Origin of the sequence: Intrasporangium calvum (assembly GCF_028446585.1) — a bacterium.
GTDB classification, from domain to species: Bacteria; Actinomycetota; Actinomycetes; order Actinomycetales; family Dermatophilaceae; genus Intrasporangium; species Intrasporangium calvum_A.
In genome coordinates, this window is record NZ_JAPFQL010000007.1 from 38062 (window position 1) to 64059 (window position 25998).

Annotated in this window: 26 protein-coding genes; 16 read left to right on the plus strand and 10 right to left on the minus strand. The window is 71.9% G+C overall.

All coding sequences use genetic code 11. The annotated features are described in order from the left end of the window. The first annotated feature begins 53 nt into the window (after nucleotides 1–53). Complete coding sequence (locus OO014_RS03025; RefSeq protein WP_272460789.1) at nucleotides 54–5636, plus strand: carboxyl transferase domain-containing protein; 5583 nt, start codon at nucleotides 54–56, stop codon at nucleotides 5634–5636. 169 nt (nucleotides 5637–5805) lie between these two features. Here OO014_RS03025 and OO014_RS03030 read toward each other — a convergent pair whose 3' ends face one another. The 3 genes from OO014_RS03030 to OO014_RS03040 all read right to left on the minus strand — a co-directional run bounded on the left by OO014_RS03030 (nucleotide 5806) and on the right by OO014_RS03040 (nucleotide 7567). Beyond that, complete coding sequence (locus OO014_RS03030; protein WP_272460790.1) at nucleotides 5806–6561, minus strand: hypothetical protein; 756 nt, start codon at nucleotides 6559–6561, stop codon at nucleotides 5806–5808. A 1-nt stretch (nucleotide 6562) separates the two neighbouring features. Then, on the minus strand, nucleotides 6563–7135 hold the full coding sequence (locus tag OO014_RS03035) for an RNA polymerase sigma factor (RefSeq protein ID WP_272460791.1): 573 nt from the start codon (nucleotides 7133–7135) through the stop codon (nucleotides 6563–6565). Between the two features lie 192 nt (nucleotides 7136–7327). After that, the gene (locus OO014_RS03040; protein ID WP_272460792.1) at nucleotides 7328–7567 is read right to left on the minus strand and encodes a hypothetical protein; all 240 of its coding nucleotides are present in this window, start codon (nucleotides 7565–7567) and stop codon (nucleotides 7328–7330) included. 102 nt (nucleotides 7568–7669) lie between these two features. Between OO014_RS03040 and OO014_RS03045 the strand changes: the two genes are divergently transcribed. After that, nucleotides 7670–8029 carry a UBP-type zinc finger domain-containing protein gene (locus OO014_RS03045; RefSeq protein ID WP_272460793.1) on the plus strand — a complete coding sequence of 120 codons (360 nt, stop codon included), beginning with the start codon at nucleotides 7670–7672 and terminating at the stop codon, nucleotides 8027–8029. A 128-nt stretch (nucleotides 8030–8157) separates the two neighbouring features. On the opposite strand, the gene OO014_RS03050 is transcribed toward OO014_RS03045, so the two are convergent. Together OO014_RS03050 and pdxY are read right to left on the minus strand one after the other, a co-directional pair. After that, complete coding sequence (locus OO014_RS03050) at nucleotides 8158–9420, minus strand: ATP-binding protein (protein ID WP_272460794.1); 1263 nt, start codon at nucleotides 9418–9420, stop codon at nucleotides 8158–8160. A gap of 177 nt (nucleotides 9421–9597) precedes the next feature. Further along, nucleotides 9598–10446 (minus strand): pyridoxal kinase PdxY, encoded by an 849-nt coding sequence (pdxY, locus tag OO014_RS03055; protein WP_272460795.1) that lies wholly within the window; start codon nucleotides 10444–10446, stop codon nucleotides 9598–9600. 52 nt (nucleotides 10447–10498) lie between these two features. Here pdxY and OO014_RS03060 point away from each other — a divergent pair, with 52 nt between their 5' ends. From OO014_RS03060 to OO014_RS03075, 4 genes are all read left to right on the plus strand, one after another. Beyond that, complete coding sequence (locus tag OO014_RS03060) at nucleotides 10499–10849, plus strand: GntR family transcriptional regulator (RefSeq protein ID WP_272460796.1); 351 nt, start codon at nucleotides 10499–10501, stop codon at nucleotides 10847–10849. Nucleotide 10850: 1 nt separating this feature from the next. Further along, nucleotides 10851–11129, plus strand: coding sequence for a DUF1648 domain-containing protein (locus OO014_RS03065; protein ID WP_272460797.1), 279 nt, complete (start codon nucleotides 10851–10853; stop codon nucleotides 11127–11129). A 37-nt stretch (nucleotides 11130–11166) separates the two neighbouring features. Continuing rightward, nucleotides 11167–11322, plus strand: coding sequence for a hypothetical protein (locus OO014_RS03070; protein ID WP_272460798.1), 156 nt, complete (start codon nucleotides 11167–11169; stop codon nucleotides 11320–11322). 69 nt (nucleotides 11323–11391) lie between these two features. Beyond that, the gene (locus OO014_RS03075; protein ID WP_272460799.1) at nucleotides 11392–11739 is read left to right on the plus strand and encodes a rhodanese-like domain-containing protein; all 348 of its coding nucleotides are present in this window, start codon (nucleotides 11392–11394) and stop codon (nucleotides 11737–11739) included. Between the two features lie 9 nt (nucleotides 11740–11748). Here OO014_RS03075 and OO014_RS03080 read toward each other — a convergent pair whose 3' ends face one another. Together OO014_RS03080 and OO014_RS03085 are read right to left on the minus strand one after the other, a co-directional pair. Then, nucleotides 11749–12609 carry an Fpg/Nei family DNA glycosylase gene (locus OO014_RS03080; RefSeq protein ID WP_272460800.1) on the minus strand — a complete coding sequence of 287 codons (861 nt, stop codon included), beginning with the start codon at nucleotides 12607–12609 and terminating at the stop codon, nucleotides 11749–11751. A 28-nt stretch (nucleotides 12610–12637) separates the two neighbouring features. Beyond that, nucleotides 12638–13732 (minus strand): App1 family protein, encoded by a 1095-nt coding sequence (locus tag OO014_RS03085; RefSeq protein ID WP_272460801.1) that lies wholly within the window; start codon nucleotides 13730–13732, stop codon nucleotides 12638–12640. Between the two features lie 53 nt (nucleotides 13733–13785). On the opposite strand from OO014_RS03085, the gene OO014_RS03090 reads away from it, so the two are divergent. After that, nucleotides 13786–15726, plus strand: a complete 1941-nt coding sequence (locus OO014_RS03090) for a penicillin-binding transpeptidase domain-containing protein (RefSeq protein WP_272460802.1) — start codon at nucleotides 13786–13788, stop codon at nucleotides 15724–15726. A 139-nt stretch (nucleotides 15727–15865) separates the two neighbouring features. Continuing rightward, on the plus strand, nucleotides 15866–16474 hold the full coding sequence (locus OO014_RS03095) for a hypothetical protein (RefSeq protein WP_272460803.1): 609 nt from the start codon (nucleotides 15866–15868) through the stop codon (nucleotides 16472–16474). 18 nt (nucleotides 16475–16492) lie between these two features. Here OO014_RS03095 and mobA read toward each other — a convergent pair whose 3' ends face one another. Further along, nucleotides 16493–17107 (minus strand): molybdenum cofactor guanylyltransferase, encoded by a 615-nt coding sequence (gene mobA, locus OO014_RS03100; protein ID WP_272460804.1) that lies wholly within the window; start codon nucleotides 17105–17107, stop codon nucleotides 16493–16495. A 25-nt stretch (nucleotides 17108–17132) separates the two neighbouring features. Between mobA and fdhD the strand changes: the two genes are divergently transcribed. Both fdhD and OO014_RS03110 read left to right on the plus strand, forming a co-directional pair. Next, nucleotides 17133–17987 carry a formate dehydrogenase accessory sulfurtransferase FdhD gene (fdhD, locus tag OO014_RS03105; protein ID WP_272460805.1) on the plus strand — a complete coding sequence of 285 codons (855 nt, stop codon included), beginning with the start codon at nucleotides 17133–17135 and terminating at the stop codon, nucleotides 17985–17987. A 13-nt stretch (nucleotides 17988–18000) separates the two neighbouring features. Further along, nucleotides 18001–18339: a YciI family protein gene (locus tag OO014_RS03110; RefSeq protein WP_272460806.1), complete on the plus strand. Its 339-nt coding sequence runs from the start codon at nucleotides 18001–18003 to the stop codon at nucleotides 18337–18339. Nucleotides 18340–18358: 19 nt separating this feature from the next. Here the strand turns inward: OO014_RS03110 and glp are convergent, their stop codons facing one another. Together glp and OO014_RS03120 are read right to left on the minus strand one after the other, a co-directional pair. Next, nucleotides 18359–19552 carry a gephyrin-like molybdotransferase Glp gene (gene glp / locus OO014_RS03115; protein WP_272460807.1) on the minus strand — a complete coding sequence of 398 codons (1194 nt, stop codon included), beginning with the start codon at nucleotides 19550–19552 and terminating at the stop codon, nucleotides 18359–18361. Between the two features lie 106 nt (nucleotides 19553–19658). Next, nucleotides 19659–20348 carry a helix-turn-helix transcriptional regulator gene (locus OO014_RS03120; protein ID WP_272460808.1) on the minus strand — a complete coding sequence of 230 codons (690 nt, stop codon included), beginning with the start codon at nucleotides 20346–20348 and terminating at the stop codon, nucleotides 19659–19661. 97 nt (nucleotides 20349–20445) lie between these two features. On the opposite strand from OO014_RS03120, the gene OO014_RS03125 reads away from it, so the two are divergent. From OO014_RS03125 to OO014_RS03150, 6 genes are all read left to right on the plus strand, one after another. Then, nucleotides 20446–20733: a DUF2249 domain-containing protein gene (locus tag OO014_RS03125; RefSeq protein ID WP_272460809.1), complete on the plus strand. Its 288-nt coding sequence runs from the start codon at nucleotides 20446–20448 to the stop codon at nucleotides 20731–20733. A gap of 60 nt (nucleotides 20734–20793) precedes the next feature. Further along, nucleotides 20794–21267: a hemerythrin domain-containing protein gene (locus tag OO014_RS03130; protein WP_272460810.1), complete on the plus strand. Its 474-nt coding sequence runs from the start codon at nucleotides 20794–20796 to the stop codon at nucleotides 21265–21267. Then, entirely contained in the window at nucleotides 21239–22582 is a 1344-nt protein-coding gene (locus OO014_RS03135; RefSeq protein WP_272460811.1) for an MFS transporter, read from the plus strand. The genes OO014_RS03130 and OO014_RS03135 overlap by 29 nt, the downstream gene beginning before the upstream one ends. Nucleotides 22583–22778: 196 nt before the next feature. After that, nucleotides 22779–23753 (plus strand): ABC transporter ATP-binding protein, encoded by a 975-nt coding sequence (locus OO014_RS03140; RefSeq protein WP_272460812.1) that lies wholly within the window; start codon nucleotides 22779–22781, stop codon nucleotides 23751–23753. Nucleotides 23754–23779: 26 nt separating this feature from the next. Beyond that, a complete protein-coding gene (locus OO014_RS03145) occupies nucleotides 23780–24937 on the plus strand; it encodes an ABC transporter permease (protein WP_272460813.1) in 1158 nt (385 codons plus the stop codon). Then, a partial coding sequence (locus tag OO014_RS03150; protein ID WP_272460814.1) for an ABC transporter permease occupies nucleotides 24934–25998 on the plus strand: 1065 nt, incomplete at its 3' end. The genes OO014_RS03145 and OO014_RS03150, both read left to right, overlap by 4 nt.

Consider the following 25998-nt stretch of genomic DNA (forward strand, 5'->3'; position numbering starts at 1 on the left):
CGTGACGTGTCTCGCGTCACAGCCCGACCGGGTGACCAAAGGAGAACCGCCCCATGATCTCGCGCATCGCGATCGTCAACCGTGGCGAGGCCGCCATGCGGCTCATCCACGCCGTCCGCGACCTCAACGCCCAGAACGCCGGGGACGGGCGCAGCCACCGGATCGAGACGATCGCCCTGCACACCGAGGGTGAGCGGCGGGCGATGTTCGTCCGCGAGAGCGATCACGCCTACGACCTCGGCCCGGCCGCCAACCGGCCCTACATCGACCACGCCGTCCTCGAGCGGGCGCTGCTCGAGACGGGCGCGGACGCGGCCTGGGTCGGGTGGGGGTTCGTCGCCGAGGACCCCGCCTTCGCCGACCTGTGCGAGCGGATCGGCGTCACCTTCATCGGCCCGAGCGCCGAGGCGATGCGCAAGCTCGGCGACAAGATCGGCTCCAAGCTCATCGCGGAGGAGGTCGGCGTCCCTGTCGCCCCGTGGTCGCGCGGCGGCGTGGACACCCTCGAGGAGGCCAAGGAGGCGGCCGCCCGCATCGGCTACCCGCTCATGCTCAAGGCGACGGCCGGCGGTGGCGGGCGCGGCATCCGCAAGGTCGAGTCCGACGCGGACCTGACCGAGGCCTACGAGCGCACCCGCGACGAGGCGGCCCGCGCGTTCGGCTCCGGGGTCGTCTTCCTCGAGAAGCTCGTCACCGGAGCCCGCCACATCGAGGTCCAGGTGATTGCCGACGGCCAGGGCACGGCCTGGGCCGTCGGCGTCCGCGACTGCTCGATCCAGCGGCGCAACCAGAAGGTCATCGAGGAGTCCGCCTCCGTGGTCCTCTCCGCCGAGGAGACGGCGGAGGTCCGGTCCGCGGCAGAGCGACTCGCAGTGGCCGTGGGCTACGCGGGCGCGGGCACCGTGGAGTTCCTCTACCACCCGGGTGAGAAGTTCTTCGCCTTCCTCGAGGTCAACACCCGGCTCCAGGTCGAGCACCCCATCACCGAGGCGACGACGGACACCGACCTCGTCAAGCTCCAGATCCACGTCGCCGGCGGCGGGCGCCTCGAAGGCGAGCGCCCGGTGGAGCGGGGCCACGCCGTCGAGGCCCGGCTCAATGCCGAGGACCCCGACCGCGACTTCGCTCCGGCCCCCGGGCGCATCGCGCTGCTCGACTTCCCGTCCGGCCCCGGCATCCGGGTCGACACCGGAGTCGGCGAGGGCGACTCGATCCCCGCGGACTTCGACTCCATGATCGCCAAGATCATCGCCTACGGGCGGGACCGGGACGAGGCGTTGGCCCGCCTGCGCCGAGCCATGGCCGAGACGACCGTCGTCATCGACGGTGGAGCGACCAACAAGAGCTTCATCCTCGACCTCCTCGACCAACCTGAGGTGATCGACGGCTCGGCCGACACGGGCTGGATCGACCGCGTCCGCGGCGAGGGACGCCTCATGTCCCAGCGCCACTCCGGCATCGCCCTGGTGGCCGCCGGGATCGAGGCCTACGAGGAGGCCGAGGCCATCGAGCGCGCCCGACTCTTCGAGACGGCACGCGGCGGTCGCCCGCAGGTTCACCACCAGATCGGCCGCGGTGTCGACCTCAAGCTGCGCGGTGCCGTCCACAAGGTCAACGTCCTGCGCATCGCCCCCCACCGCTACCGCGTGACGGTCGGGTCCGGAGCCACCGGCGAAGAAGGGCACGTCGTCGAGGCCCAGCTCGACCGGATCGACGACTACCAGAGCCGCATCGTCATCGGCGGACGGAACCACCGCCTCATCACCGCGTTGCACGGGCCCGTCCTCCTCGTCGAGGTCGACGGGGTGATGCACCGGGTGTCCCGCGACGAGGGTGGCGTGCTCCGGTCTCCGGCCCCGGCTCTCGTCGTCGCGACACCCGTCGAAGTCGGCGCCGAGGTGGCGGCGGGCGCTCCGGTGCTCGTCCTCGAGTCGATGAAGATGGAGACCGTGGTCGCGGCCCCGTTCGCCGGCCGGGTCAAGGAGATCCTCGTCGGCGTCGGCGGCCAGGTCGAGACCGGCGCGGCCCTCGTCCGGCTCGAGCCCACCGGGGACGAGGACGAGTCGGCAGTGGGCGCTGCCCCTGCCGCCACGGTCGACCTCGAGCTGCCGGACTGCACCGTGGCCGGCGAGACGCTGCGCGACCGGCTCGTCCGCGGCGTGTCCGAGCTGTCGGCGGGCGTTCTCGGCTTCGACAACGACGACAACGGCAACCACCGCAGCCTCACCGCCTACCTCTCCGCCCGTGACCAGGCGACGGCGGCGGGAGAGAGCCCCCTCTCCGAGGAGATCTACCTGCTGGATCTCGTCGCCGACTTCGCCGAGCTGAGCCGCAACCGCCCGGCTGAGGAGGAGCGCCACACGGAGCTGCTCGTCCACTCCCCCAAGGAGCACTTCCACACCTACCTCCAGAGCCTCGACGCCGACCGTGCGGCCCTGCCGGCGGCGTTCCGCGACAAGTTGGCTCGCGTCCTTCGGCACTACGGCGTGTCGGAGCTCGACCGGACCCCGGACCTCGAGGAGGCCGTCTTCCGGGTCTTCCTCGCGCAGCAGCGGACCTCCCCCGAAGTCGCCCTCGCCACCTCGCTCCTGCAGCGCTGGCTCGGCGAGCCCGCGCCCACAACACCGCATGACACGGCCGCCCGCGACACCCTCGACCGCCTCGTGCTGGCCACCCAGCTGCGCTTCCCCGTGGTCGGCGACCTCGCCCGCAGCGTCCGCTTCCGCTGGTTCGAGCAGCCGCTCGTGGAAGCCGAGCGGCAGAGCGTGCTCGCCGGTGTCCGGAGCAAGATCGAGGCCCTGGCCGCCGAGGCCGAGCGCATCGGCGACGACGGCGAGGCGATCCCCGAGAGCGTCCACCGTGACTACACGGCCGGCGTCGACGAGCTGGCTGCCATCCCCGAGCAGATCGTCCGCTTCCTCGCCGAGCGGCTGGACCGGCCCGACGACAGCCTGCCCCGCCACGAGCCGATGGTCGAGGTGCTCATCAAGCGGCACTACCACGAGCACGATCTCCACGGGCCGCACCGCTTCCACGCCGGCGGACGGCCCTTCGCGGTGGCCGACTACACGCTCGACGGCCGGCCGACCCACCTCACCTCGACGATCGGCGACGTCGACGAGCTGACTCCCGGCAGCGACCTCGCTGTGTCAGTCGGCAACGACGTGTGGAGCCGGGTCGAGGAGCATGACGCCGTCGTGGACCTCTACCTCCGCTGGCGGGACCAGCCGGCCGATCCCGAGGGGGTCAGCGCGGGCCTCGCGACGCGGCTCAAGGCGCTGGACTGGGCCAAGGACCTGCGTCGGGTCGCCGTCGCCGTGACCGGCACGGGTGATCAGCCGGTCGGCTACTTCACCTTCCGCCCGCAGGGCGACGACCTCGTCGAGGACCGCCTCGTCCGCGGCGTGCATCCCATGGTCGGGCGGCGCCTGCAGCTGTGGCGACTGCGTGACTTCGAGGTCACCCGCCTCGAGGCGCCCGAGGACGTCTTCCTCTACGAGTGCGTCGCCCCTGACAACCCCGACGACCGGCGCCTCGTCGTGTCGGCACAGGTCCGCCAGCTCGTCGTCGTGCGCGACGACAACGGGCGGGTCTCCGGTCTGCCGCAGGTCGAGCGGGCCATCGCCAACTGTCTCGATGCCGTCCGCCGCGTCCGCGCGTCGCGTGGCTCGGCCGGCTCCCGCCTCGACATGAACTACGTCTGGGTGACGATCTGGCCGATCATCGAGGCCGACCTCGACCAGCTCACCGCCCTGCAGGCCCAGATCGCCCCGCTCACCGTCGGAGCCGGCGTCGAGGAGGTCCTCGTCCAGGCCCGCGTCGTCCTCGACCCGGAGGAGGGGCCCGTCCCGATCGCCGGCCGGTTCTCCTACCAACCCGGCTCAGGTGTGGTCGGGACCGTCGGCCAGCCTCCGGCCGAGCCCCTCAGGCCCCTCGACGACTACGCGTCGAAGGTCGTCCGGGCCCGTCGCCGCGGGCTGGTCTACCCCTACGAGCTGCAGTCGATGATCGCCGGGGAGGGCGGCACCGTCGTCGAGCACGACCTCGACGACACCGGGCGCCTCGTCCCGGTCGACCGGCCCCTTGGTCTCAACAAGGCCGGCATCATCGTTGCCCTGGTCACCTCCCCGACCGAGCGGCACCCGGAGGGCGTCGAGCGGATCGTGCTGAGCGGCGACCCGCTCCGCTCCCTCGGCTCGGTCGCCGAGGCGGAGTGCGCGCGCGTCATCGCGGCCCTCGACCTCGCCGAGGAGCGCCGTATCCCCGTCGAGTGGTACTCCCTGTCTGCCGGTGCACGGATCTCGATGGACTCCGGCACCGAGAACATGGACTGGGTCGCCCGAGCCCTCAAGCGGATCGTCGAGTTCACCCAGTCCGGCCAGGAGATCAACGTCGTCGTGGCCGGCATCAACGTCGGCGCCCAGCCCTACTGGAACGCCGAGGCCACGATGCTGATGCACACCAAGGGCATCCTCGTCATGACCCCCGACAGCGCCATGGTGCTCACGGGCAAGCAGTCGCTCGACTTCTCCGGCGGCGTCTCCGCGGAGGACAACTTCGGCATCGGCGGCTACGACCGGGTCATGGGCCCGAACGGTCAGGCGCAGTACTGGGCCAAGGATCTCGCCGCGGCACGCGACATCCTCATGTCCCACTACGACCACGCCTACGTCGCTCGCGGTGAGAGCGGTCCGCGCCGCGTTCCCACCACCGACCCGGTCGACCGGGACGTCACGTCCTATCCGCACTCCATGCCCGACTCCGGCTTCACCACGGTCGGCGACATCTTCTCCGCCGACAAGAACCCCGACCGCAAGAAGCCGTTCGACATCCGCACGCTCATGCGAGCCCTCGCCGACCAGGACCATGTGACCCTGGAGCGGTGGGCCGGCATGGCCGACGCCGAGACCGCGGTCATCCAGGATGCGCACCTCGGTGGCATCCCGGTCTGCCTCATCGGCATCGAGTCCAAGTCGGTGCCGCGGCGCGGCTTCCCGCCCACCGACGGCCCCGACACCTACACCGCAGGAACCCTGTTCCCGCGCTCGTCGAAGAAGGTCGCGCGAGCCCTCAACGCCGCCAGCGGCAACCGGCCCGTCGTGATCCTGGCCAACCTCTCCGGCTTCGACGGCTCACCCGAGTCGATGCGCAACCTCCAGCTCGAGTACGGCGCGGAGATCGGCCGGGCCATCGTCAACTTCGACGGCCCGATCGCCTTCACCGTCATCTCCCGCTATCACGGTGGCGCCTTCGTGGTCTTCTCCAAGGCACTCAACCCGAGCATGACCGTGCTCGCCATCGAGGGATCCTTCGCCTCGGTCATCGGCGGCGCTCCTGCGGCTGCCGTCGTCTTCGCGCGCGACGTCGACGCACGCACCGCCGCGGACCCGCGGGTGGCCGGCCTCTCGGCTCGCGTCGACGCCGCCGAGGGCGTCGAACGCGCCCAGCTGGCCACCGAGCTGGCGGAGCTGCGGGCGACCGTGCGCGCCGAGAAGCTCGGCGAGGTGGCTGCCGAGTTCGACAGCGTCCACAGCATCCACCGGGCGGTGGAGGTGGGCTCGGTCGACGAGGTCATCGAGGCCACGGACCTGCGGCCTCGGATCATCTCCGCGCTCGAGGCTGGCCTCGGGGACTGAGGAGCCCCCGGTCACGCGAAGCGACGAGGCCCTGCCCCGGTCACCCGGGGAAGGGGCCTCGTCCGCGTCCAGAGGGAGGGCCGAACGCGACCCAGCCGCATGCCGGTGAGTGGGGGCTCAGCGGCATACGGCTGGGTTTGGGGGCTGCGCGGTGCTAGCTACCGCGCCTTCACGACCGCCCGGTCGGGTGGGAGGGTGAGGCGGTCGGAACTGTGTCCGGCGTTGCCGGAGCTGGGGTGGCGTCGGGACGCTGCGTCGGGGAGACGCTCGGCACCGACTCGGGCTTGCCCGTGGGGGCGGACTCAGGCTTGCCGGTGGCGCGGTCCCCGGACTCGCCGGGTGCCTCGACCTCGGCGCAGAAGGCCTCGATCTCGTCCTCGCCGCCCGCAGCGGTGGCGAGGTTCTGGAACGCAACCGACTCCATGGCCTTGCCGTTCTGCGCGACGCCCTTCCACGCGGTGCACAGGCCGTAGGCGGCCGACCCGGTGGCGTCCGGACCCACCGGTGTGGCCGTGTCGTTCTGGCCCTTGGCGTCCTTGCCCGCGTCCGTCGCAGCGCCGGCCTGGGTGGGCGTCGCGGCGGCGGTGGCGCGGGTCTCGGGCGTGGCCGGCGTGCTGGCCGAGACGTAGGCCACGGTGGCGGCGCCACCGAGGCCCACGGCAATACCGGCAATGGTCGCGCCGAGCTTCGCGCCGGCGAGCGTTGAGATCATGGAGGGTCTCCGTCGTTGAGGGATGGGAGCGGAGACATGGGCGCGGAACGCCTCGAGGGGACCGTCGAAGCCGGAGAGCTCCCGCTCGCTGGGCCGGGCGGTGAGGAGGAAGGCCACCCGGGCCAGCTCCGGGTTGGCAGCGACCTCGTCGAGCAGGTCGTCGTGCGACCCGGCCCGATCGTGGAGCCCCTCACCATGAAATTCGTTGCTCATGTCACCCCCGAAGCGCCCGAAGGTCGCTCTGCGTTACGTCCTGCTTCGACAATTTCTTTGCCAGGCTCTCCAGGCCCCGGTGACAGGCCACCCGGATCGAGCCGGGCGTCCGTCCCAGCAGCTCGGCCACCTCTGCCACGGGAAGTCCCGCGACGACTCGGAGCAGCACGGCCTCGGCCTGGGCCGCCGGCAGGGTGCGGACGAGTCGCAGCATGTCCTCGGTGGTGGCCGCATCGACCACCGCATCGGCACTGTCCGCGGCCGTGTCCGACGCCCACGTGCTCGCGCGCCAGCCGAGGCCGGCCTCGCGGGCCCGTTTGCGGCCCGCATCGACCGCCCGTCGGCGAGCGGTCGTGAACACCCAGGCCCGCCATGCCGTCTCGTCCCCCTCGAAGCGCCTCAGGCCGCGGACCACCGTCGTCCACGTCTCCGCCGCCACCTCCTCGGCCATCTCGCCGCCAAGGCTCAGGTAGCGCAGCAGAGCCGGGTTGAGGTCACGCCAGAGCCGCGCGAACGCGTACTCGTCACCTGCCTGTGCGTCAGCGAGGACCTTCTCGAAGTCTGCGCCGATCACGCCGGACAGTCTGGCCTGTCGGAACGGAAATCGCTAGGGCGTAGCCGGACAAATCCGGCGAGCGCCCTGTGTGGGGTCGACTGGCCCCTCCACCGAACCGGAAGGCGCCATGCCGTCACCCACGAGGTCCTGTGGGGTGCGGGCATCGGGGTCGTGGCCGCGGTCATCCTGCTGACGAGCTGAGCCCGGGACTCAGTGCGTCGCCCGCCACCAGCGCTGGCCGCCGACGAAGGCGAGGAGGACCCCAAGGCCTCCGATCACCAGCCCGACGAGCAGCCACGTGCCGAGCTGCCCGTCACGGGCGACCGCCCCCGTGCTGCTTCCGCCGAGGAAGCCCGCCAAGGGCGCGATCACGGCCAGGATGCTTCCGAGGATGGTCATCCAGAAGCCGGGGGCCACGGCGTCGGGGCGGTCATGGAGCTCAGCATTCATGGGCAACTCCGTTCAAACGGGGCAGGTCGCAACGCCACCAGCGTAGCCAGCCACCGGCGGCGCAGAGCGCGGTGTGCCCGGGTCGGGTCGTAGGCTGGCCCCATGGTCGACGCTCCCGGAGCCACCCCCGACATCGACCCGAGCGTGCCCCCGAGCGGCACCGGCTGCGCCGAGTGCCTGGCCGCGAACGGCTGGTGGGTCCATCTGCGCCGCTGCGCGGCGTGCGGGCACGTCGGGTGTTGCGACACCTCGCCGTCGCAGCACGCCAGTGGCCACTTCCGGGCCACCGGTCACCCGATCGTGCGCAGCTTCGAGCCGGGCGAGGACTGGTTCTACGACTACCGGAACCAGGACTTCGTCACCGGCCCGGACCTGGCGCCTCCCTCGAGCCGCCCTGAGGGCCAAGGCGTCCCGGCCCCGGCCGACCGCGTCCCCCCGAACTGGCGCGACCTCATCCACTGAGCCCACTCACTGAACTGCCCCGGTGACCGAGCTCGGGGGGTTCTCGGCGCGCGGAGTTCGAGGGTGAGCCTCCTTCTGCTCGTCCCAGGACAGGCAGCGCTTTCCGCTGACAGATGGGAGGTTGGCGCTCAGGCCTGGGTGCGCAGGTAGCGCCCGAAGTGGGGCACCGTGAACGCGATCTGTCCGCGCTCGCCGGAGTAGATGAGCCCCTTCTTGATCAGTGCATCCCTCGCGGGAGAGAGGGACTGGGGCTTGCGCCCCAGGATGTCGGCCACGGCCGAGGTCGGGACGGCGTCGAGCTCGTTGACGATGCCGTATGCCGCTGGGCCGGCTCCCACACCACCGTTGTCCTCCGCTGTGGCGGGGTCGTCAGGCCCGCCCACCAGGGCCGCGTCGGCCATGGCCCGGAGGTACTCGCGTTCGGCGGGGGTGGCCCGCTCGAAGCGGGACCCGAAGAAGCCGACGGCGAGCTCGGACTCGGCCTCGGGCGCGGCGACGCGGATGTCCTCGGCGGTGATGGGGGACGACGGCGCGACGTCCCAGACGACCTTGCCGTAGGCCTGGATGAAGTAGGGGTAGCCGGCGGTGATGGCATACATCGACTCGAGTGCCTCGGGGTGGAACTCGCAGCCTTCCTCGGCAGCGGGCCCGGCGAGCGCCCGGTCGGCCGCCTCCCGGGGCAGGCGGTCGATGCGCTGGTAGCGGAAGAGCCGCTCGGAGTAGGACTTGGACGCCGACAGGACGGCGGGCAGGTGGGGCAGCCCCGCGCCGACGACGATCACGGGCAGCCCCGACTGAGAGATCTCGTGGCAGGCCCCACAGACTGCGGAGACGTCCTCGGGCCCGAGGTCCTGCATCTCGTCGATGAAGAAGGCGACGCCCTTGCCGAGGTCGGCGGCGAGCCCACCGATGTCGGTGAACAGCTCGACGAGGTCGATCTCGATGTCCCCGGAGTCGGCGCGGCCGGCCACGGCGGGAACGTCGATGCCGGGCTGCCACTTGTCCCGCAGCTTGCTGCCGGAGACGGCGTCCCTCAGCGCGAACGACTTGATGATGCCGAGCACCTGGTCGACGTCGTCGGCGCGCGGGTGGCCGAGCTCGCGGACGGCCTGGTGGGCCGCGGCGGCCAGGGGCCGGCGCAGTCGCTGTTCGGGGCGCGCCTCGAGCTTGCCCGTCCCCCAGTCGGCCCGCACGGCGGAGGAGCGCAGGGCGTTGAGCAGGACGGTCTTCCCGACGCCGCGCAGGCCGGTCAGCACGATGGACCGCTCGGACCGCCCTCTCGCGATGCGCTCCAGCACGACGTCGAACGTCTTCAGCTGCTCGTCCCGCCCGGCGAGCTCAGGGGGGCGCTGCCCCGCACCCGGGGCGTACGGGTTCGTGATGGGGTCCACGATCGGAGGCTATACGCGCTTCTAGGGAAAACCTGAGACATCGGCAGACAGGCCGATCGTGTCGCCGCGACAGCCTCGACCGCCTCGACAGGACATGAAAAGACGCCGTTCCGCACGGTCAGGGGTGGTCATGCGGAACGGCGCGATGCGAGCATAACGCGATGTGATGGTTGTCCGTCAACGAATCGCGTAAATCTCGACGGCTTCTCCCGGATTCGCGATGGCGTCCTGCCCCGCGACCAGCAGCATCTCCTCGCTGCCGGCCGCGTGCGTGCGCTCGAGGATCGCGTGCATCGTCGCGGCGGTGCGCACCAGCGCCAGCCTGGGGCCGTCGGTCAGGTAGTGCGCCAGGAAGATCGCCGCCGTCACGTCCCCGCCGCCCTTGACCGTCATCGGGAGGAGGGGCGTCGTGACGACCCACGCGCCGGCGTGCGCGACGCACGTCATCTGGATGCAGTCGTCGGGTGTGTCGTCGGTCAGGGTCGAGGTGACCAGGACGACCTGGGGCCCGCGGCGCCGCAGCTCCTCGGCTGCCTCCACGACCTCCTGCTGGCTCGTCAGGGAGCGACCGACGAGGAACTCGAGCTCGAAGTGGTTGGGCGTGATGATGTCCGCTCGGGGGATCACCTCGTCCCGGATGAACTCGGGGATGCCCTCGCGGACGAAGAAGCCGCGACCGACGTCCCCCATCACCGGGTCGCAGCAGTAGATCGCCGACGGGTTCGCCTCCTTGACCCGGGCCACCGCGTCGAGAATGACCTCACCGACCGCCTCGGCTCCCTGGTAGCCGGAGAGGACCGCGTCGATGTGTGGGAAGGTGCCGCGCTCCTCGATGCCGCGCAACACCTCGGCGACGTCGGTCGGTGCGATGAGCGGCCCGCGCGTGGCGCCGTAGCCGGTGTGGTTGGAGAAGGTGACGGTCAGGACGGGATAGACGTCGTGGCCGAGTCGCTGGAGCGGGAAGACCGCCGCCGAGTTGCCGGCGTGGCCGTAGGCGACGTGGGACTGGATCGACAGGATCTTCACGGGCCCACCATAACGACTGGCAGCCGTCACTTGTTCTAGTTATATTAGAACTATGCTCTTCCAGGTCGACCCCGCCTCCAGCGCACCGCTCCACGAGCAGGTCGCCGCGTCCGTGCGTCGTGAGATGGCGGTGGGCGGCCTCACCCAGGGCGACCGGCTTCCTTCCGCGAAGGAGGTCGCGAGCCTGCTCGACATCAACCTCCACACGGTGCTGCGCGCCTACCAGGCCCTGCGGGACGAGGGGCTCATCGACCTGCGCCGCGGCCGGGGCGCCGTGGTCATCGCGACGGACCCCGGCGGCCAGGCGCGACTGAGCACCCTCGTCACGGAGCTGGTGCGCGAAGCACACCGCGTGGGCGCAACCCGCGCCGACCTGACCCGACTCATCGAGAAGGCGTACTGACATGACCTCCACACACCGCGACCGCACCACCTCGGCCCTCGTGGCCGCTGCCCTGCTCGGGCCCGTCATCGCCGGCCTGGGGACGTGGTCCCTCTTGTCCGCGCGCGAGCAGCTACCCGATCGCCTCGTCGTTCACTGGGGTCTCGACGGACCCGATCGCTGGGTGTCCGTCCCCCAGTTCCTCTGGCTCACGGGGCTCACCACGGCGCTGGTGCCGCTGCTCATCGTCGCGCTCGCGCTGGGACCGAAACGGCGGCCTTCCCCGTTCAGTGGCTCGTGATCGGCGTCCTCCTCGGGGCCGTGGTCGGCTTCCTCCTGTGGCGGCTGGGGAGCAGGGCCAGGTCTCGCCCCTCACCCGCGCGGGGGAGGCGCTCGTGGTCCACCGCGTCGGAGCGCCCGACTTCCTCGTCACGGTGGAGCGAGCGGACGAGGCCGCCGCAGTCCTCAACACGCTCGACTCCCGAGTGGGCTGAGGCCATCAGCCCGTATGCCGCTGGGCTCGCCCCCGGGCCGGCCTGACCTCCCGTGTCAGGATGGCCCGCATGAGCATTCCCGCCGAGCGCCAGTCCGGTGTCCCGACGACCCATGTCCACGGCGTCCCCGACGACGCCCTCATCGTCGACGTCCGCGAGCCCAGCGAGTGGGCAGCCGGCCACGCCCCCAATGCGATTCACATCCCACTGGGCGAGCTGCCCTCCCGCATCGCCGAGTTGCCCGACACCGATGAGACGATCGCGATCACGTGCCGCGGCGGCGGCCGCTCCTCGCGCGCCGTCATGTGGCTGACCCAGCAGGGTTTCGACGTGGCGAACCTCGACGGCGGGATGAAGGCATGGGAGGCCGCGGGCAAGCCGCTCGAGGGCGAGCACCACGAACCCTTCGTCCTCTGATCGTCCGGCCTACTTGAGCAGCTTCGACATCCGGCGGTCGGCGAGCGGCTTGCCACCTGTCTGACAGGTGGCGCAGTACTGCAGCGACGTGTCGGCGAAGCTCACCTCGCGCACGACGTCGCCGCATTCCGGGCACGCCTCGCCGGTGCGTGCGTGGACGCGCATGCCGGCACGCTTGGCGTCCTTGAGCTCCTTCGCGGGTTTGCCCGAGGCCGCCTGCACCGCATGGGTGAGGGTCTCGCGCAGCGCCGTGTAGAGCCGCTCCACCACCTCGGGAGCGAGGGTGCCCGCGATGGCGAACGGGCTGAGCTTGGCCACGTGGAGGATCTCGTCGCTGTAGGCGTTGCCCACGCCGGCGATCACCTCCTGGTCGCGCAGCAGGCCCTTGATCTGCGTGCGTCGCCCGTGGAGCAGCTCGCCAAAGCGCTCGACGGTGAAGTCGTCGGCGAGGGGGTCGGGGCCCAGTCGGGCGATGCCGGGCACCTCGGCTGGGTCGCGCACGATGTAGGCGGCGAGGGACTTCTTGGTGCCCGCCTCCGTCAGGTCGAAGCCGGACCCGTCGGAGAGCCGGACGCGGAGCGCGATCGGCGACTTGCCGGGCCGCAGGACGGTCGTCGGGAGCTGGTCGCTCCAGCGCAGCCAGCCGGCCCGGGCCAGGTGGAAGACGAGGTGGGTGCCGTCGCAGTCGAGGTCGAGGAACTTGCCGTGCCGGCGCACGGCATCGATGGGCGCGCCCTCGAGTGACTGCGGGGGCGGGTTGAACGTCTTGAGCACGCTGATCGAGGCGAGCTCGACCTTCGTGACGGCCAGACCCGCCGTCCGCTCGGCGAGGAAGTCGACGAGCGCCTGCACCTCGGGCAGCTCAGGCATGGGGCCATCCTGCCAAACCGCGGGCCGGTCAGGTGAGGGGTGGACGTGACGGTTGCTCGTCGGCGGCGACGGGCTCACCGACCATCCCGGCCTCGTCGAGGAGCCGCAGCAGGCCGTGTCCGTCCGATGCGAGGAAGGTCGGCACCGTCTTGCTCGCCCAGCCCCGCTGCGGGCCCTCGGCCCGCCCGATGGGGTGGGACAGGACCTGCTCGGCCGGGGTGAGTTGGCGGATGCACACCGCCCGCACCTTGTCGGGCCGGGCCTCGGCGAACTCTGCGTAGAGCTGCGGGTCGTGCTGGCCGTCGTCGCCGACGAGGAGCCAGGTGATGTGCGGGAAGTCGCGGGCGAGCCGGTGCAGCGAGGTCCGCTTGTGCTCCTGCCCGCTGCGGAACCACCCCGTGTTGGTGGCGCCCCAGTCGGTCATGAGCAGCGGGCCCAACGGGTAGCCACCCTCGACGAGGAATCGGGTCAGCGTCGGGGTGGTGTTCCAGGCCCCGGTCGAGAGGTAGACGATCGGCGCCCCGGGGTGGGCGGAGAGGAGCCGGCGGTACATCGGGGCCATCCCGGCGACGGCCCGTCGCGTCTTGCCGCTGCGGACGAAGGTGTTCCAGGCGGCGAGCATGGGTCGCGGCAGCATCGTCGTGATGACCGTGTCGTCGATGTCGCTGACGATGCCGTAGGTGACGTCGTCGCCGACGATGAACACGTCCGCCGGCACGGGATCGGTGCCCTGCGCCGCGACGACGACCTGCTGCCACCCCGGCTCGAGGCCGTGGTCATGGGCGACGACGTCGATGTAGCCGCCCCGGTCCGAGCGGCCGTAGACCTCGCGGTCGCCGATGGTGACGACAACGGGCACGCCGGCGGCGGGGGCGGTGACGAAGACGCGCCACCCGCGGTCCCACCGGGCCGGCGCGAGGGCGCCGGTCGCGTCCTGCCGCTCGGGCGGCCCGGCCTCACCCCTGCGGCCGAGCACGATCCGCGCGAAGACGCGCACGTAGGTGCTGGTGCCGTAGCCGATGTGCGTGACCACGCGGTTGCCCCAACCGCGCCCGCGCAGCAGCCGTTCGACCTGCTCGTTGAAGGCGTCCTCGATGATGGCGGCCGCGTGCGGTCGGGACATGGGGCCCAACCTACTTGACGATGGTGTCCCGACCACGACGTACGGTGGTCCCCATGCACCGGGGCCCCTCCACACGCCGCCGCACCATCTCCGCAGCCGTCAGCCTGATGCTCGCCACGAGCCTGGTCGCCGGCTGCTCCCTCTTCGAGTCGGATCCCGATCCCCGGGGTTCCGCAAGTGCTCTTGCGGCCGGTCTGGCCAAGGGTGACCTCTCGGGGCTCACCCTCAGCGGGGCCACCGCGCAGCAGGCGACGACGTTCCTGGGGGAGGCCTACGAGGACCTGGGCGACCTGCGCCCCTCGGTGGCCGTCACCGACGTCGTGCCGGACGAGGACGGCACCCGCGCGACCGCGACGCTGCGCACGACCTGGGACGTGTCGCCGACCGACGACGACTGGACCTACGAGACGCAGGTCCCGCTCAGTCTCGTCGAGGACGTCTGGCAGGTGCGGTGGAGCCCCTCCCTCGTGGCACCCGACCTCGGCGCGGACGAGACCCTCGACCTGGTGCGCACGTGGCCGCAGCGGGCCGACATCGTCGCCCGCGACGGCACCAGGCTCATGACCGAGCGGGAGGTCGCCCACGTCGGGATCGACAAGACGAAGGTCTCCGGCGCCGCGGCCAAGGCGTCGGCCCGAGCGCTTGCCAACATCGTGGGTGTGGACGGCGACGCCTTCGCCGACCGGGTCGCCGCGGCCGGGCCGCGGGCGTTCGTCAGCGCGATCACGCTCCGGGTGAGCGACCCCGCGTTGGCCGACAACATCGACCGGATCGACGCCATCGACGGGGCCCTGCGGGTGCCGGCCATGCAGGTGCTCGCGCCCACGCGGACCTGGGCCGCTCCCATCCTGGGCCGGGTGGCGGAGGCCACCGCCGAGCAGATCGAGAAGTCGGACGGTGCCCTGGCCGCGGGCGACGCCGTCGGCCAGAACGGTCTGCAGCTGCGCTACGACGAGCGCCTGCGCGGCACCCCCGGCGTCGCCGTTCGCGCCGTCAAGCGTGGGGCTGACGGGTCGGCCCTCGACAGACGCGAGCTCTTCGTGGAGTCGTCCCGAGAGGCCGAGCCCCTCACCGTGACGCTCGACGAGGCGGCCCAGACCGCCGCGGAGGACGCCCTCGCGGACCAGACGAAGCACCCGACCGCACTCGTGGCCATCAAGGTCTCGACCGGCGAGGTCGTGGCCGCCGCGGTCGGTCCCGGCGCGGAGGGCGCTCCGCTCGCCCTGGCGGGCAAGGAGGCTCCGGGCTCGACCTTCAAGATCGCCAGCGCCCTCGCCCTCGTCCGCAAGGGCGCGACCGCCCGCTCCGAGATCCCGTGCACGGACCGCCTGACCGTCAATGGGCGCGTCTTCGGCAACTACAGCAAGTACCCCTCATCCCAGCTCGGTGACATCGCCCTCGAGCGCGCCATGGCCTACTCCTGCAACACCGCCTTCATCAGCCAGCACCAGAAGGTGTCGCAGGACGACCTCATCGCTGCAGCCGAGTCGCTCGGCATGGGCGAGGACCTCGACCTGCCGTTCACCGGCTTCCTCGGGTCGGTCCCCCAGACCGACGACACCGTCGAGCACGCCGCGTCGTTCATCGGCCAGGGACGGGTCGAGGCCTCCCCGCTCACCATGGCGGTCGTCCTCGCCTCGGTGATGAAGGGTGAGACGGTCCGGCCCCAGCTCGTCGTCTCCGACGAGCCGCTGCCGGTCCCCGCGACCCCGCTCGAGGCCGCCGAGGCGGAGGTGCTGCAACGCACGCTGCAGGCCGTCGTCAGGGAGGGCAGCGGCAAGGTGCTGAGCTCCGTCGGGGTCGAGTTCGCCAAGACCGGCACCGCCGAGTTCGGCACGGCGAACCCGCCCCGGACGCACGCCTGGATGGTGGCCGGCCGCGGCGACCTCGCCATTGCCGCCTACAACGAGGAAGGCCCCAGTGGGACGACCCACGCCGCGCCCTTCATCATCGACTTCCTCACGGCCTACGACCGGGCCGTCAAGGGCGAATGATCCGCCGACCGAACCGGCTGCGCCGACCACCTGCTGGACGGCGCAGGCAGCCGGGCGCCGAGAATGTTCACCGTAGTGTTGCAAACCTGCGCCCCAGTCGGCGCGCATCAAGGGACGTGAAGGGCGCATAGTGGTCGACATGGGGAGGACGGGGCTCGCGGTCGCCGCGGTGGGTCTCGTCGTCGGTCTCGGGGGGTGCTCCGGCGCCGACGGCGGCAGCAGCAGCACGCCGTCGCCGATCGACTCGCTGCCTGCCACCCGCACCTTCGCCGGCGGGCCGCTCGGCGACTCGACCGAGCCGCTGACGACTCCGGTCTTCCCGCTGACCCTCCATCGCGTCGGCGGCATTGCCGGCTATGACGACACCGTCATCCTCCACGCCGACGGCAAGGTCCTCGTCGACACCCGATCCGTCCACGGTCGCGTCTGCCAGCTGACCACCCAGCAGCAGAAGCACCTGCTCTCCCTGCTCAACACGCTGCGACTCGTGACGGTGACCGGCTCGCCGGCGCCCGGCTCCACCGAGGGCACCGTCCCGGTCCCGCCAGACATCGACGAAGAGCCGGGCAACGACGCGATCGTCATCGACATCACCGACCACAAGCTGCGGCCCCTCGACCTGAGCGACCCGTCGCTCGGCGAGGTGGCCGGCCTGGTCGGCGCGCTCGTCGCCGACGTGACACTCTCGTCCCCCGCTGCCACCGAGTGCGTCACCCCCACCAGCCCGATCCCCGCTCCCGCGACCTGAGCCGGAGCGGGTCCGGAGTCACACGCCAGGTCCCTCCACGCGTCGCCGCGCGTCCTCCAGCTCCTCCGGCGTGTCGACGTCCGTGGCCACGTCCGACGCGTCCACCACCTCGACGCTGGGCACCCCGGCGAGCAGCCGGCGCACGCTGACGCCCTCCGGTGATCCCACCGCCGCGAGCCGGTCCGTGAGCAGGGGCGCGGGCCAGGCGGCGCAGAGCCAGTTCGGGCCCGTCGAGGACCTCGTCACCGCCACCCGCCCGTGCCTGGCGGCGCGGACCAGGGACTCGAGGTGCGCCCGGGTGAGGAGCGGTAGGTCCCCGGCCAGCACGACGACGACGTCAGGTGGGCGCGGAGTCGGCCCAGCGGCATACGGCCTCTCGATCAGGGCGTCCCACCCCGCGGCGATCCCGGCCACGGGACCTCCGCCCGGTGGCTCCTCAGTCACGACCGGTGTTCGCTCGGGCACACCGGCGTCGCTCCCCACGACGACGACGGGCCAGCCGGCCACGGCATCGAGAATCCGCGCGACGATCGAGCGCCCGCCCACGGCGAGCGCCGGCTTGTGGCGGCCCATCCGCGACGACGCCCCACCGGTGAGGACGATCGCGGCGACTCGGGCGGGGGATGGCTGCACGCTGGGAGTCTGGCACGCTTGCCGTATGGGACGGGTCACGCAGCGCACCAAGGTCACGGTCGTCGACGTGTCGGCCGAGCAGCCGGTGTCGCGCACCCGCACCGACTCGGTGACGGTCGAGGAGCCGCTCGAGCTGCGGGTCGGCGGCACCCCGCTCACCGTCACGATGCGGACCCCGGGCCACGACATCGATCTCGTCCACGGCTTCCTCCTGACGGAGGGCATCATCGGCGACGCGGCCGACGTGACGCTCGCGCGCTACTGCGAGGGCGCCGTCGTCTCCGGGGAGAGCGGCTTCGACGAGAACACCTACAACGTCATCGACGTGACGCTCGCACCCGGCGTGGCACAGCCGGCACCGGAGCTGGCGCGGAGCTTCTTCACGTCGTCGTCATGCGGCGTGTGCGGCAAGGCGTCGATCGAGCAGCTGCGCGCCCGGACCCGCTGGCCCGTCCGGGACGACCCGACCCAGTGGCCGGCTGCGCTGATCGCGGCCCTGCCCGAGAAGCTGCGCGCGGAGCAGCGGTCGTTCGACAAGACCGGCGGGCTCCACGCCGCCGGTCTCTTCGGACCGGGTGGCGAGCTGCTCGCGGTCCGGGAGGACGTCGGGCGGCACAACGCCGTCGACAAGGTCCTCGGCTGGGCACTGCTGGCCGGCCGGCTGCCCGCAGCCGGTTGCGTGCTCATGGTGTCGGGACGTGCATCGTTCGAGCTGACCCAGAAGGCGCTCATGGCCGGGGTGCCCTGCCTCGCCGCAGTGTCCGCCCCGTCGTCCCTCGCGGTGGAGACGGCGGCCGATGCGGGGCTGACGCTGGCCGGGTTCGTCCGCGGCTCGACGCTCAACGTCTACTCGCGTGGCGACCGGCTCCGCACCACCTGACTACGCTCTCGGCATGGCCATCTTCGCGATCCACTACACCTACCCCGAGGACATGACCGAGGCGCTCAAGGTCCGGCCCGAGCATCGGGCGTGGCTGAGCGGGCTGCCGGGGCTGCGCGCCGCTGGGATGTATCAGTCCGGGCACGACGAGTTCTCGGAGGGCGAGGAGACGGTCGAGGAGCCGCCCAACGGTGCGTTGATCGTCGTCGAGGCAGCGTCCCTGGCGGACGTGCTGGCGACCTTCGAGGAGGACCCCTACTGGGTCGGCGGGCACGTCCTGCGCCGCGTCGTGCGCGAGTGGAACCCGCCACTCGGGCCGTGGGTGGCCGACGTGAGCCAGGGCAACGCCTGACGCACGCCGGCGGATCCCGTCAGAGCGGGTGGACGGTGACCAGGTCACCCGCGACGATCTGGTCGACCGCCTCGGGCACCTCGAGGAGCCCGTTGGCGCCGGCGAGCGCCGACAGATGACGCGCATCGGGCGCCGTCACCGTGCCGTCCTGCGCGATGACACAGGAGATGAACTGCACCTTGCCGGCCCGGGTGTGCCGGGTCCTTCCGACGTATGCCGCTGAGCCGGCTCTGCGCGGAGGGGCGCCATGGCGCGCGTCGAGTGCCGGTCGGACCAGCATCTCGAAGGACACGAAGGCCCCGACCGGAGTGCCGGGCAGGCAGACGACGGGCGTGGCGCCCCAGCGCCCCAGGCCCTGCGGCCCGCCCGGCTGTATGGCCAGGTGGACGAAGCTGAACGACTCGCGCGGTTCGCAGACCTGCCGCACCACCTCGTAGGCGCCGGCGCTGACGCCACCGGTCGTGATGACGAGGTCGACGTCGGGGGCCGCGTCGAGCTCGGTGAGCAGCCGGTCGAGGAGCTCGGGGTCGTCGGTGCACGTGTCGACGTGGGTGACGTGGCAGCCGGCACTGGCGGCGAGGGCGGCGACCATCTCGGAGTTGGACTCGTGGATGCCGCCCCGGCCCGGGTCGGCTCCGGGGGCCGTGAGCTCCGCCCCGGTCGCGACGACGGCGACCCTCGTCGGGGCGTGGACGACGGCCGCCGTGCAGCCGGCTGACCGGCCGAGAGCGATGACGGCCGCAGTGACCAGGGTGCCGGCAGCCCCGACCGGCGCTCCTGCAGCGATGTCCTCGGCGCGGGGGCGGATGTGGCGCCCGGGCTCGACCGGCGCCGTGAAGGTCACCTGATCCGGCGCGGGCCCGGTGCGGGCGGCATCGGTCTGCTCGACCGGCACGACGCCGACCGCCCCGGCCGGCAGCCGGGCCCCCGTCATGACGCGGGCAGCCTGACCGGGCTGCAGGGCGAAACGGGCCGCGTCGCCCGCCGCCACGTCACCGACGACGGGGAAGGTGAGCTGGTCCGGGGTGGCCGGAGCCGCGGCATAGCCGTCCATGGCGGAGCTGTCGAAGCGGGGCAGGTCGTCGACGGCGAGGAGCGGCTCGGCGAGGCGCCGGCCGAGGGCCTGCCGGTCCAGGGCGACGGTCTCGGTCGCGGACATGCCGATGACCTGTCGGAGGGCGACGCGGTGCTCGGCGACGGACGTGTGGGGCACGGGCCCCAGTCTGACGCACGGCCCGATCACCGCAACACGCCCGCCACCCAGCAACGCACCGCTGAGGCCACAGGGGGAGTTGCGAGGCGCCGGGCGTGTTGCGGGGTCAGGGGGTTGAGGTGCGGGGTGTGAGATGGAGCACACAGGCGTCCGGCTCGCCGAAGGCCTCCAGCCGAACTCCCGATGCGTCGCCACCTGCGGCTTCGAGGGCACCGCGGACGAGTCCGAGGTGCACCTGACAGACCACCTCGGGGTGGCGGCGGGCCACGTCGAGCATCGGGCACTGCCGCAGCCGCACGGACCCCCCGCGATCCTCGGGGTCGAACCCGAGCGTCTCGAGGACCCGCACCATGGTGCGATCCGGGTCGCCATCCCTGCCGTGCGAGTCGACGAGGCTGCGGCCCCATCCCGTGCCGAGCCGCGCCATGTCGCCGGCGACGTCCCCACCCTTGGCAGCCGCATGCTCAGCGAGAACCGCTGCGAGAGAGGCGTACTCACCAGCGGACGGGGAGCTGACGCCGGGCCGCGCCGTGTAGCCCCAGCCGGGACGACCGCGCCCGGTGGGGGCCAGCCGGGAGCGCTCGGCGAGGCCGGAGTCGACGAGGCCGTCGAGGTGCTCACGGACCGTGTTGACGTGGAGATCGAGGGCGTCGGCCACTGCCGCGACCGAGCGCGGCTCGACGTCGAGCACGTCGAAGACGCGTCGACGCTGCGCCGAGAGAGCGGCGACGGCGTCCGCCGCGCTGCTCCTGGAGGGCCTCGGGCCCCACCCCTCGTTCTTTTCCACGTTAATCACCGTCTAAAATGTACTTCGCGGTCGGCCGGACCGCCAACCCCGGCCATTGCCAGGCCCGTCGACCCCCGACTGGGAACCCACTGAACAGGAGTATCCCGTGACCGAACTGTCCCTCACCGAGAAGAGCCAGCACTCGTGCGGCTGCGGCTGCAGCGACGAGGGCGTGCCCACGCTCGATGTCACCGTCATCCCCCACGCCATCCGGCACGCCACGGTCTTCGGCGCCTTCAGCGCCATCCCCGCCGGCGGGTCGATGAACCTCGTCGCGCCGCACAACCCGCTGCCGCTGCTCGCCCAGCTCCAGCAGCAGTTCGGCGAGATCGGGATCGAGTACCTCGTCGAGGGCCCCGAGGCCTGGACCCTGCGCCTCACCCGCGCGGCCTGACCCGGTCAGCACCGCCGCACGAGACGACGCACGACACGACGCACGAAGGAGGCCCCGGCGATGTGCAGCTACTGCGGGTGCCGTGACATCTCACTCATCGGCCGCTTCATGACCGAGCACGAGGAGATCGTCAATGTCGCCGGGGTCCTCCATCGAGCGGTCGGGGGCGGCGACGCCGGCGAGGTGGGCACAGCCCTCGACCACACGCTCGCCCACCTGCACCCCCACACGGTCGCCGAGGAGCGCGGCCTCTTCGCGGTCCTGCGGCGCAACCCCGACTTCACCGACCACGTCGACCGGCTCTGCGCCGAGCACCGGCGACTCGACGACCTCGCCGAGCGGATCCGCGCCGGGGAGACGGACCTCGTCGACACCTTCTACGACGAGCTGCGCGAGCACATCGACAAGGAGGACAACGGCCTCTTCCCTGCTGCCGCGATCGAGCTCGATGGGCCAGACTGGGTCGAAGCCATCGAACTGACTCCAGACGAGGGACCCCACGCCCATGGCCACCCCCATGCCCACCCCCACTGAGGTCGACCCGCTCCCCACCCGCAGCGAGCGTCTCGACCGGCTGCCGTTCAACGCGCAGCACCGCCGGCTGCTGCTCGGCTCCGGCATCGGCTGGGCCCTGGACGCCATGGACGTCGGGCTCATCTCGTTCGTCATGGCGGCCCTGGCAAAGCAGTGGCTCATCACCCCGACGGAGCTGTCGTGGATCGGGTCGATCGGCTTCGTCGGGATGGCCATCGGCGCCTCCCTCGGCGGCCTGCTCGCGGACCGGATCGGCCGCCGCAACGTCTTCGCCCTGACGCTCCTCGTCTACGGCGTCGCCACGGGCGCTGCCGGCCTCTCCACCGGGCTGGCCATGCTCATCGGGCTGCGGTTCGTCGTCGGGCTGGGGCTGGGGGCGGAGCTGCCGGTGGCCTCCACGCTCGTCAGCGAGTACGCACCGGCTCGCATCCGCGGCCGCGTCGTGGTCATCCTCGAGGCGTTCTGGGCCGTGGGCTGGATCCTGGCGGCGCTCATCGGCTACTTCGTCGTCCCGGCCTCCGCGGACGGCTGGCGCTGGGCTCTCTTCATCGGCATCGTGCCGGCGCTCTACGCGCTCTACGTGCGAGCGCGGCTGCCCGAGTCCGTCCGCTTCCTCGAGGGGCGCGGTCGCACGGCCGAGGCCGAGGAGGCGGTCCGCCGCTTCGAGGCGGCCTCAGGGGTGCCACCGGTGCAGTCCCCAGAGGCTCCGCCGGCGCGGACGGCTCGCTGGTCGGAGCTGTGGTCCGACGGTCTGCGCACCCGCACCGCAGCGTTGTGGGCGGCCTGGTTCGGGATCAACTTCTCCTACTACGGCGCCTTCATCTGGATCCCCAGCCTGCTTGTCGCCCAAGGATTCTCACTCACCCGATCCTTCGGGTTCACGCTCATCATCACGCTGGCCCAGTTGCCCGGCTACGGCGTGGCCGCGTTCCTCATCGAGGTGTGGGGCCGCCGCGCCACCCTGGCCACCTTCCTGGTCGGGTCGGCGATCTCCGCCTACGCCTTCGGGCAGGCCGGCAGCGACGCCGCGATCATCGCCGCGGGCTGCGCCTTGTCCTTCTTCAACCTCGGGGCGTGGGGCGCGCTCTACGCGGTGACTCCGGAGGTCTATCCCACGTCCCTGCGCGGCACCGGCTCCGGCTCCGCAGCCGCCTTCGGGAGGATCGCCTCGATCCTGGCGCCGCTCTCCGTCCCGTGGCTGCTCGACCTCGGCGACAGCGGCCTCGTCTTCACCGTCTTCGGCGTCGCCTTCGCCCTGGCGGCCGCCGCAGCCCTCGCCCTCCCGGAGTGGCGCGGCCGGGCGCTCACTCCCTGACCCCGCCCCCCTCCCACCTCGCCGTATGCCGCTGAGCCGGCCCAGCGGCATACGGCACCGTGCTCTGTGGCGGAGCTCACCGGCCTGAGCGTCACCCGACGACACATCCCTGGTGCGGTCCCGAGTGGGTCCGCCTAGGCTGAGGCGCAGGGCCCCCTCCACCATGCCGGGGTCCAGAGTGACGCATGGGGGACTCATGGCGAGTGGCGATGCACTGCAAGGCGCCTCGGGACCAGACGACGTTCTCGTCGCGGAGGGACTGGTCCGGAGGTTCGGGGACCTGACTGCCGTCGATGGCGTGTCGTTCCGGATCCGTCGGGGCGAGACCTACGGTCTGCTCGGTCCCAACGGCGCCGGCAAGACGACGACGATCTCCATGGTGGCCGGCCTCATCGCCGCCGACGCGGGGACCGTGACGGTCGCCGGGCAGCGGATGGGCCCCGCCGAGGTCGAGCCGAAGCGCCACATCGGCCTCGTCCCGCAGGACCTCGCCATCTATCCCGAGCTGACAGCCCGGGAGAACCTCACCCTCTTCGGCCGACTGCAGGGCCTCGCGGGAGCTGCTCTGACCCAGCGGGTCCAGGAGGTCATCGAGCTGATCGGGCTGACGGAGCGCGCCAAGGACCTGAGCAAGGAGTTCTCCGGCGGCATGAAGCGCCGGCTCAACATCGGCATCGGGCTGCTCCACCAGCCGACCCTGCTCATCCTCGACGAGCCGACCGTCGGCGTCGACCCACAGTCGCGCAACCAGATCCTCGAGTCGGTCGAGCGGCTCTCCGTAGAGGGCATGGCCGTCCTCTACACCACGCACTACATGGAGGAGGCCGAGCGGCTCTGCGACCGCATCGGCATCATCGACTCCGGCCGCCTCCAGGCCGAGGGCACCCGGGACGAGCTGGTCCGGCTCACCTCCGGCGCCGACGTCATCCGCCTCGTGGGCACCGGCGACACCGCCGCCGCCTCGACTGCGCTCCGCGGCCTCCCCACGGTCCAGCAGGTCATCGCAGACCGGCACGCTCTTCAGCTGACCGTGAACGACGCGCCGGCGGCGGTGGCGCAGATCGTCACGAGCGCCACCGCCGCCGGCATGAGCCTCGCCGACGTGGAGATCACGAGGCCCGACCTGGAGTCGGTCTTCCTCCACCTCACCGGCAAGGCGCTGCGGGACTGAGGGCCACCATGAGGGAGCTCTGGACGATGACGCGCTACGACCTGCGTCAGCGCATCCGCGACAGGTCCGTCATCATCTTCGCCATCATCGTGCCGCTGGCGTTGATGTTCGTCCTCGATCTCGTCCTCGGGGACCTGACCGATCCCGAGCTGCAGCCCACCGCGGTGGCGGCGGCCGCCCCCGCTGGCGACCCGCTCGCCGCCGCCCTCGTGGACGTCGTGCGTGCGCTCGACGGCGCCGAAGGGCTGGACATCACGGTGCGGACGGCTGCCGCCGACGAGGTGCACGCGCTGACTCGCGACGGCACGGTGCAGGTGGGGCTCATCGTGCCTGCCGGTTTCGGGGCGGCACTCCAGCAAGGACGCGCCACCGAGGTCACCCTCGTGTCGGGTGGGGGCACCGGCATCGAGCAGTCCATCGTCGTCTCCGTCGTCCGGTCTGCCGTCGACCGCTTCTCCGCGGCGGCGCTGGCGGCGGCCGCCGGGGCGGAGGCGGGGCTGCCGCCGGCCGACCTCGCGGTGATCGGCCAGGAGGTCGCCACAGCCCAGAGCACCATCGGCTTCACCGAGGGCGTTGCGTCCAACGAGCAGCTTTCCAGCACAGGCGCGCTCGTAGCGGGGCAGGCAGGGCTCTTCCTCCTCTTCACGGTTGGCTTCGGCGTCACTGCACTCGTCACGGAGCGGGAGCAGGGGACGTTGGCCCGGCTCAAGTCCATGCCCATGCCGGCCTGGACGATCGTCACGGCCAAGGCTCTGGTCAGCTTCATCCTCGGGATCGTGGCGACGACCGTCCTGCTCAGCGTCGGAGGATGGTTCTTCGACGTCAGCTTCGGCTCACCCCCGGCCGTCGCGGTGCTCATCGTCGCCGCCGTCACGGCCGCGACGTCGCTGATGTTCGTCATCGCCAGAGTCGCGCGCACCAGCGAACAGGCCAACATCGCTCAGTCGATCATCGCCCTCGTCCTCGGCATCGCCGGCGGCGCCTTCTTCCAGATCACGGCCGGCGGGTGGGTCGGCTCCGTGCTCGACCTCAACCCCGTGTCGGCTTTCATCCGGGGGCTCGGGGTCACCTCCGGGGGTGGCGGCATCACCGACCTGGGCACGCCGCTGCTCACGATGGCCGGCTTCACGGCACTGGTGCTCGTCGCCGCCCGGCTGATCCCCGACCGGGGGGCCGTGCGATGAAGCGACTGAAGCCGGTCCTGGCCATCACCGGCGCCGAGCTGCGCCGCTTCCTGCGCGACCGGTCCAACATCTTCTTCGTCTTCCTCATGCCGTTGATGCTGGTCGTCGTCATCGGCGCCCAGTTCGGCAGCAACGCCTCGGCGGGCCGGGTCACCGTCGCCGGTGAGGACGGGGCGCTGCGCCAGGCGATCGTCACGGAGCTGGAGCGTGGTGACCTGGTCGTGGGCGCGGGGGAGTGGGACGACATCGTCGACGAGGTGGCCCGGGGCCGCACGACCGTCGGGCTGCACGTCCCCGTCGGGGCCAACGCCGCCTTCACGGCCGGCGAGCCCGTCACCCTCGAGATCCTGCCGAGCTCACAGTCAGCCGCGCTGGCCGCTCAGCAGGTCGTCCGGGCGGCCGTCGAGAAGGTCCAGCTCGACCGGGCGCAGGTCGCTGCCCTGGTGACCCGCGGCGTCGGCGAGAAGGCTGCCGCTGACTCGATCGCCACGGCCCGCTCGCAGGTCACCGGCCCGACCGTGCGGGTCGAGGACGTCGACCGGCTCGCGCAGGAGTTCTCCGGTCTGGGCCAGTTCGACCTCGGGGCGTCGTCGATGGTCCTGCTGTTCACGTTTCTCTCGTCCCTGGCAGGCGCCGCCACCCTCATCCAGGCCCGCCGCCAAGGCGTCATCGCCCGGGCCCTCGCCGCGCCGGTGTCGAACGGCCAGGTGCTGCTCGGACAGGCCGGGGGCCGCTTCACCATCGCGCTGTTCCAGGCGGTCTACATCGCCGTCGCCACCGCGCTTCTCTTCGGCGTGGACTGGGGAAACGTCTGGCTCACGGGGGTCGTGCTGCTCGTCTACTCGGCCGTGTCCGCGGGAGCCGCCATGGTCCTGGGCTCCGTCCTCGACAACGAGGGCGCCGCCTCCGGGATCGGCGTGGGCCTCGGCCTCGTCCTCGCCGGCCTGGGCGGCGGGATGGTCCCGCTCGAGCTGTTCTCGGACACCTTGCGGACCGTGTCCAAAGTGACGCCCCACGCCTGGGCCTACGAGGCGTTCGCCGAGATCCAGCGGCACGACGCG

Coding starts and splice junctions, on each gene's coding strand:
- OO014_RS03145 (WP_272460813.1), top strand. CDS start 23,780: ATGACGCGCTACGACCTGCGTCAGCGCATCCGCGACAGGTCCGTCATC.
- OO014_RS03060 (WP_272460796.1), top strand. CDS start 10,499: ATGCTCTTCCAGGTCGACCCCGCCTCCAGCGCACCGCTCCACGAGCAG.
- OO014_RS03065 (WP_272460797.1), top strand. CDS start 10,851: ATGACCTCCACACACCGCGACCGCACCACCTCGGCCCTCGTGGCCGCT.
- OO014_RS03135 (WP_272460811.1), top strand. CDS start 21,239: ATGGCCACCCCCATGCCCACCCCCACTGAGGTCGACCCGCTCCCCACC.
- OO014_RS03140 (WP_272460812.1), top strand. CDS start 22,779: ATGGCGAGTGGCGATGCACTGCAAGGCGCCTCGGGACCAGACGACGTT.
- OO014_RS03030 (WP_272460790.1), bottom strand. CDS start 6,561: ATGAGCAACGAATTTCATGGTGAGGGGCTCCACGATCGGGCCGGGTCG.
- OO014_RS03040 (WP_272460792.1), bottom strand. CDS start 7,567: ATGAATGCTGAGCTCCATGACCGCCCCGACGCCGTGGCCCCCGGCTTC.
- OO014_RS03075 (WP_272460799.1), top strand. CDS start 11,392: ATGAGCATTCCCGCCGAGCGCCAGTCCGGTGTCCCGACGACCCATGTC.
- OO014_RS03025 (WP_272460789.1), top strand. CDS start 54: ATGATCTCGCGCATCGCGATCGTCAACCGTGGCGAGGCCGCCATGCGG.
- OO014_RS03095 (WP_272460803.1), top strand. CDS start 15,866: ATGGGGAGGACGGGGCTCGCGGTCGCCGCGGTGGGTCTCGTCGTCGGT.
- fdhD (WP_272460805.1), top strand. CDS start 17,133: ATGGGACGGGTCACGCAGCGCACCAAGGTCACGGTCGTCGACGTGTCG.
- OO014_RS03110 (WP_272460806.1), top strand. CDS start 18,001: ATGGCCATCTTCGCGATCCACTACACCTACCCCGAGGACATGACCGAG.
- OO014_RS03080 (WP_272460800.1), bottom strand. CDS start 12,609: ATGCCTGAGCTGCCCGAGGTGCAGGCGCTCGTCGACTTCCTCGCCGAG.
- OO014_RS03130 (WP_272460810.1), top strand. CDS start 20,794: ATGTGCAGCTACTGCGGGTGCCGTGACATCTCACTCATCGGCCGCTTC.
- OO014_RS03085 (WP_272460801.1), bottom strand. CDS start 13,732: ATGTCCCGACCGCACGCGGCCGCCATCATCGAGGACGCCTTCAACGAG.
- OO014_RS03090 (WP_272460802.1), top strand. CDS start 13,786: ATGCACCGGGGCCCCTCCACACGCCGCCGCACCATCTCCGCAGCCGTC.
- OO014_RS03045 (WP_272460793.1), top strand. CDS start 7,670: ATGGTCGACGCTCCCGGAGCCACCCCCGACATCGACCCGAGCGTGCCC.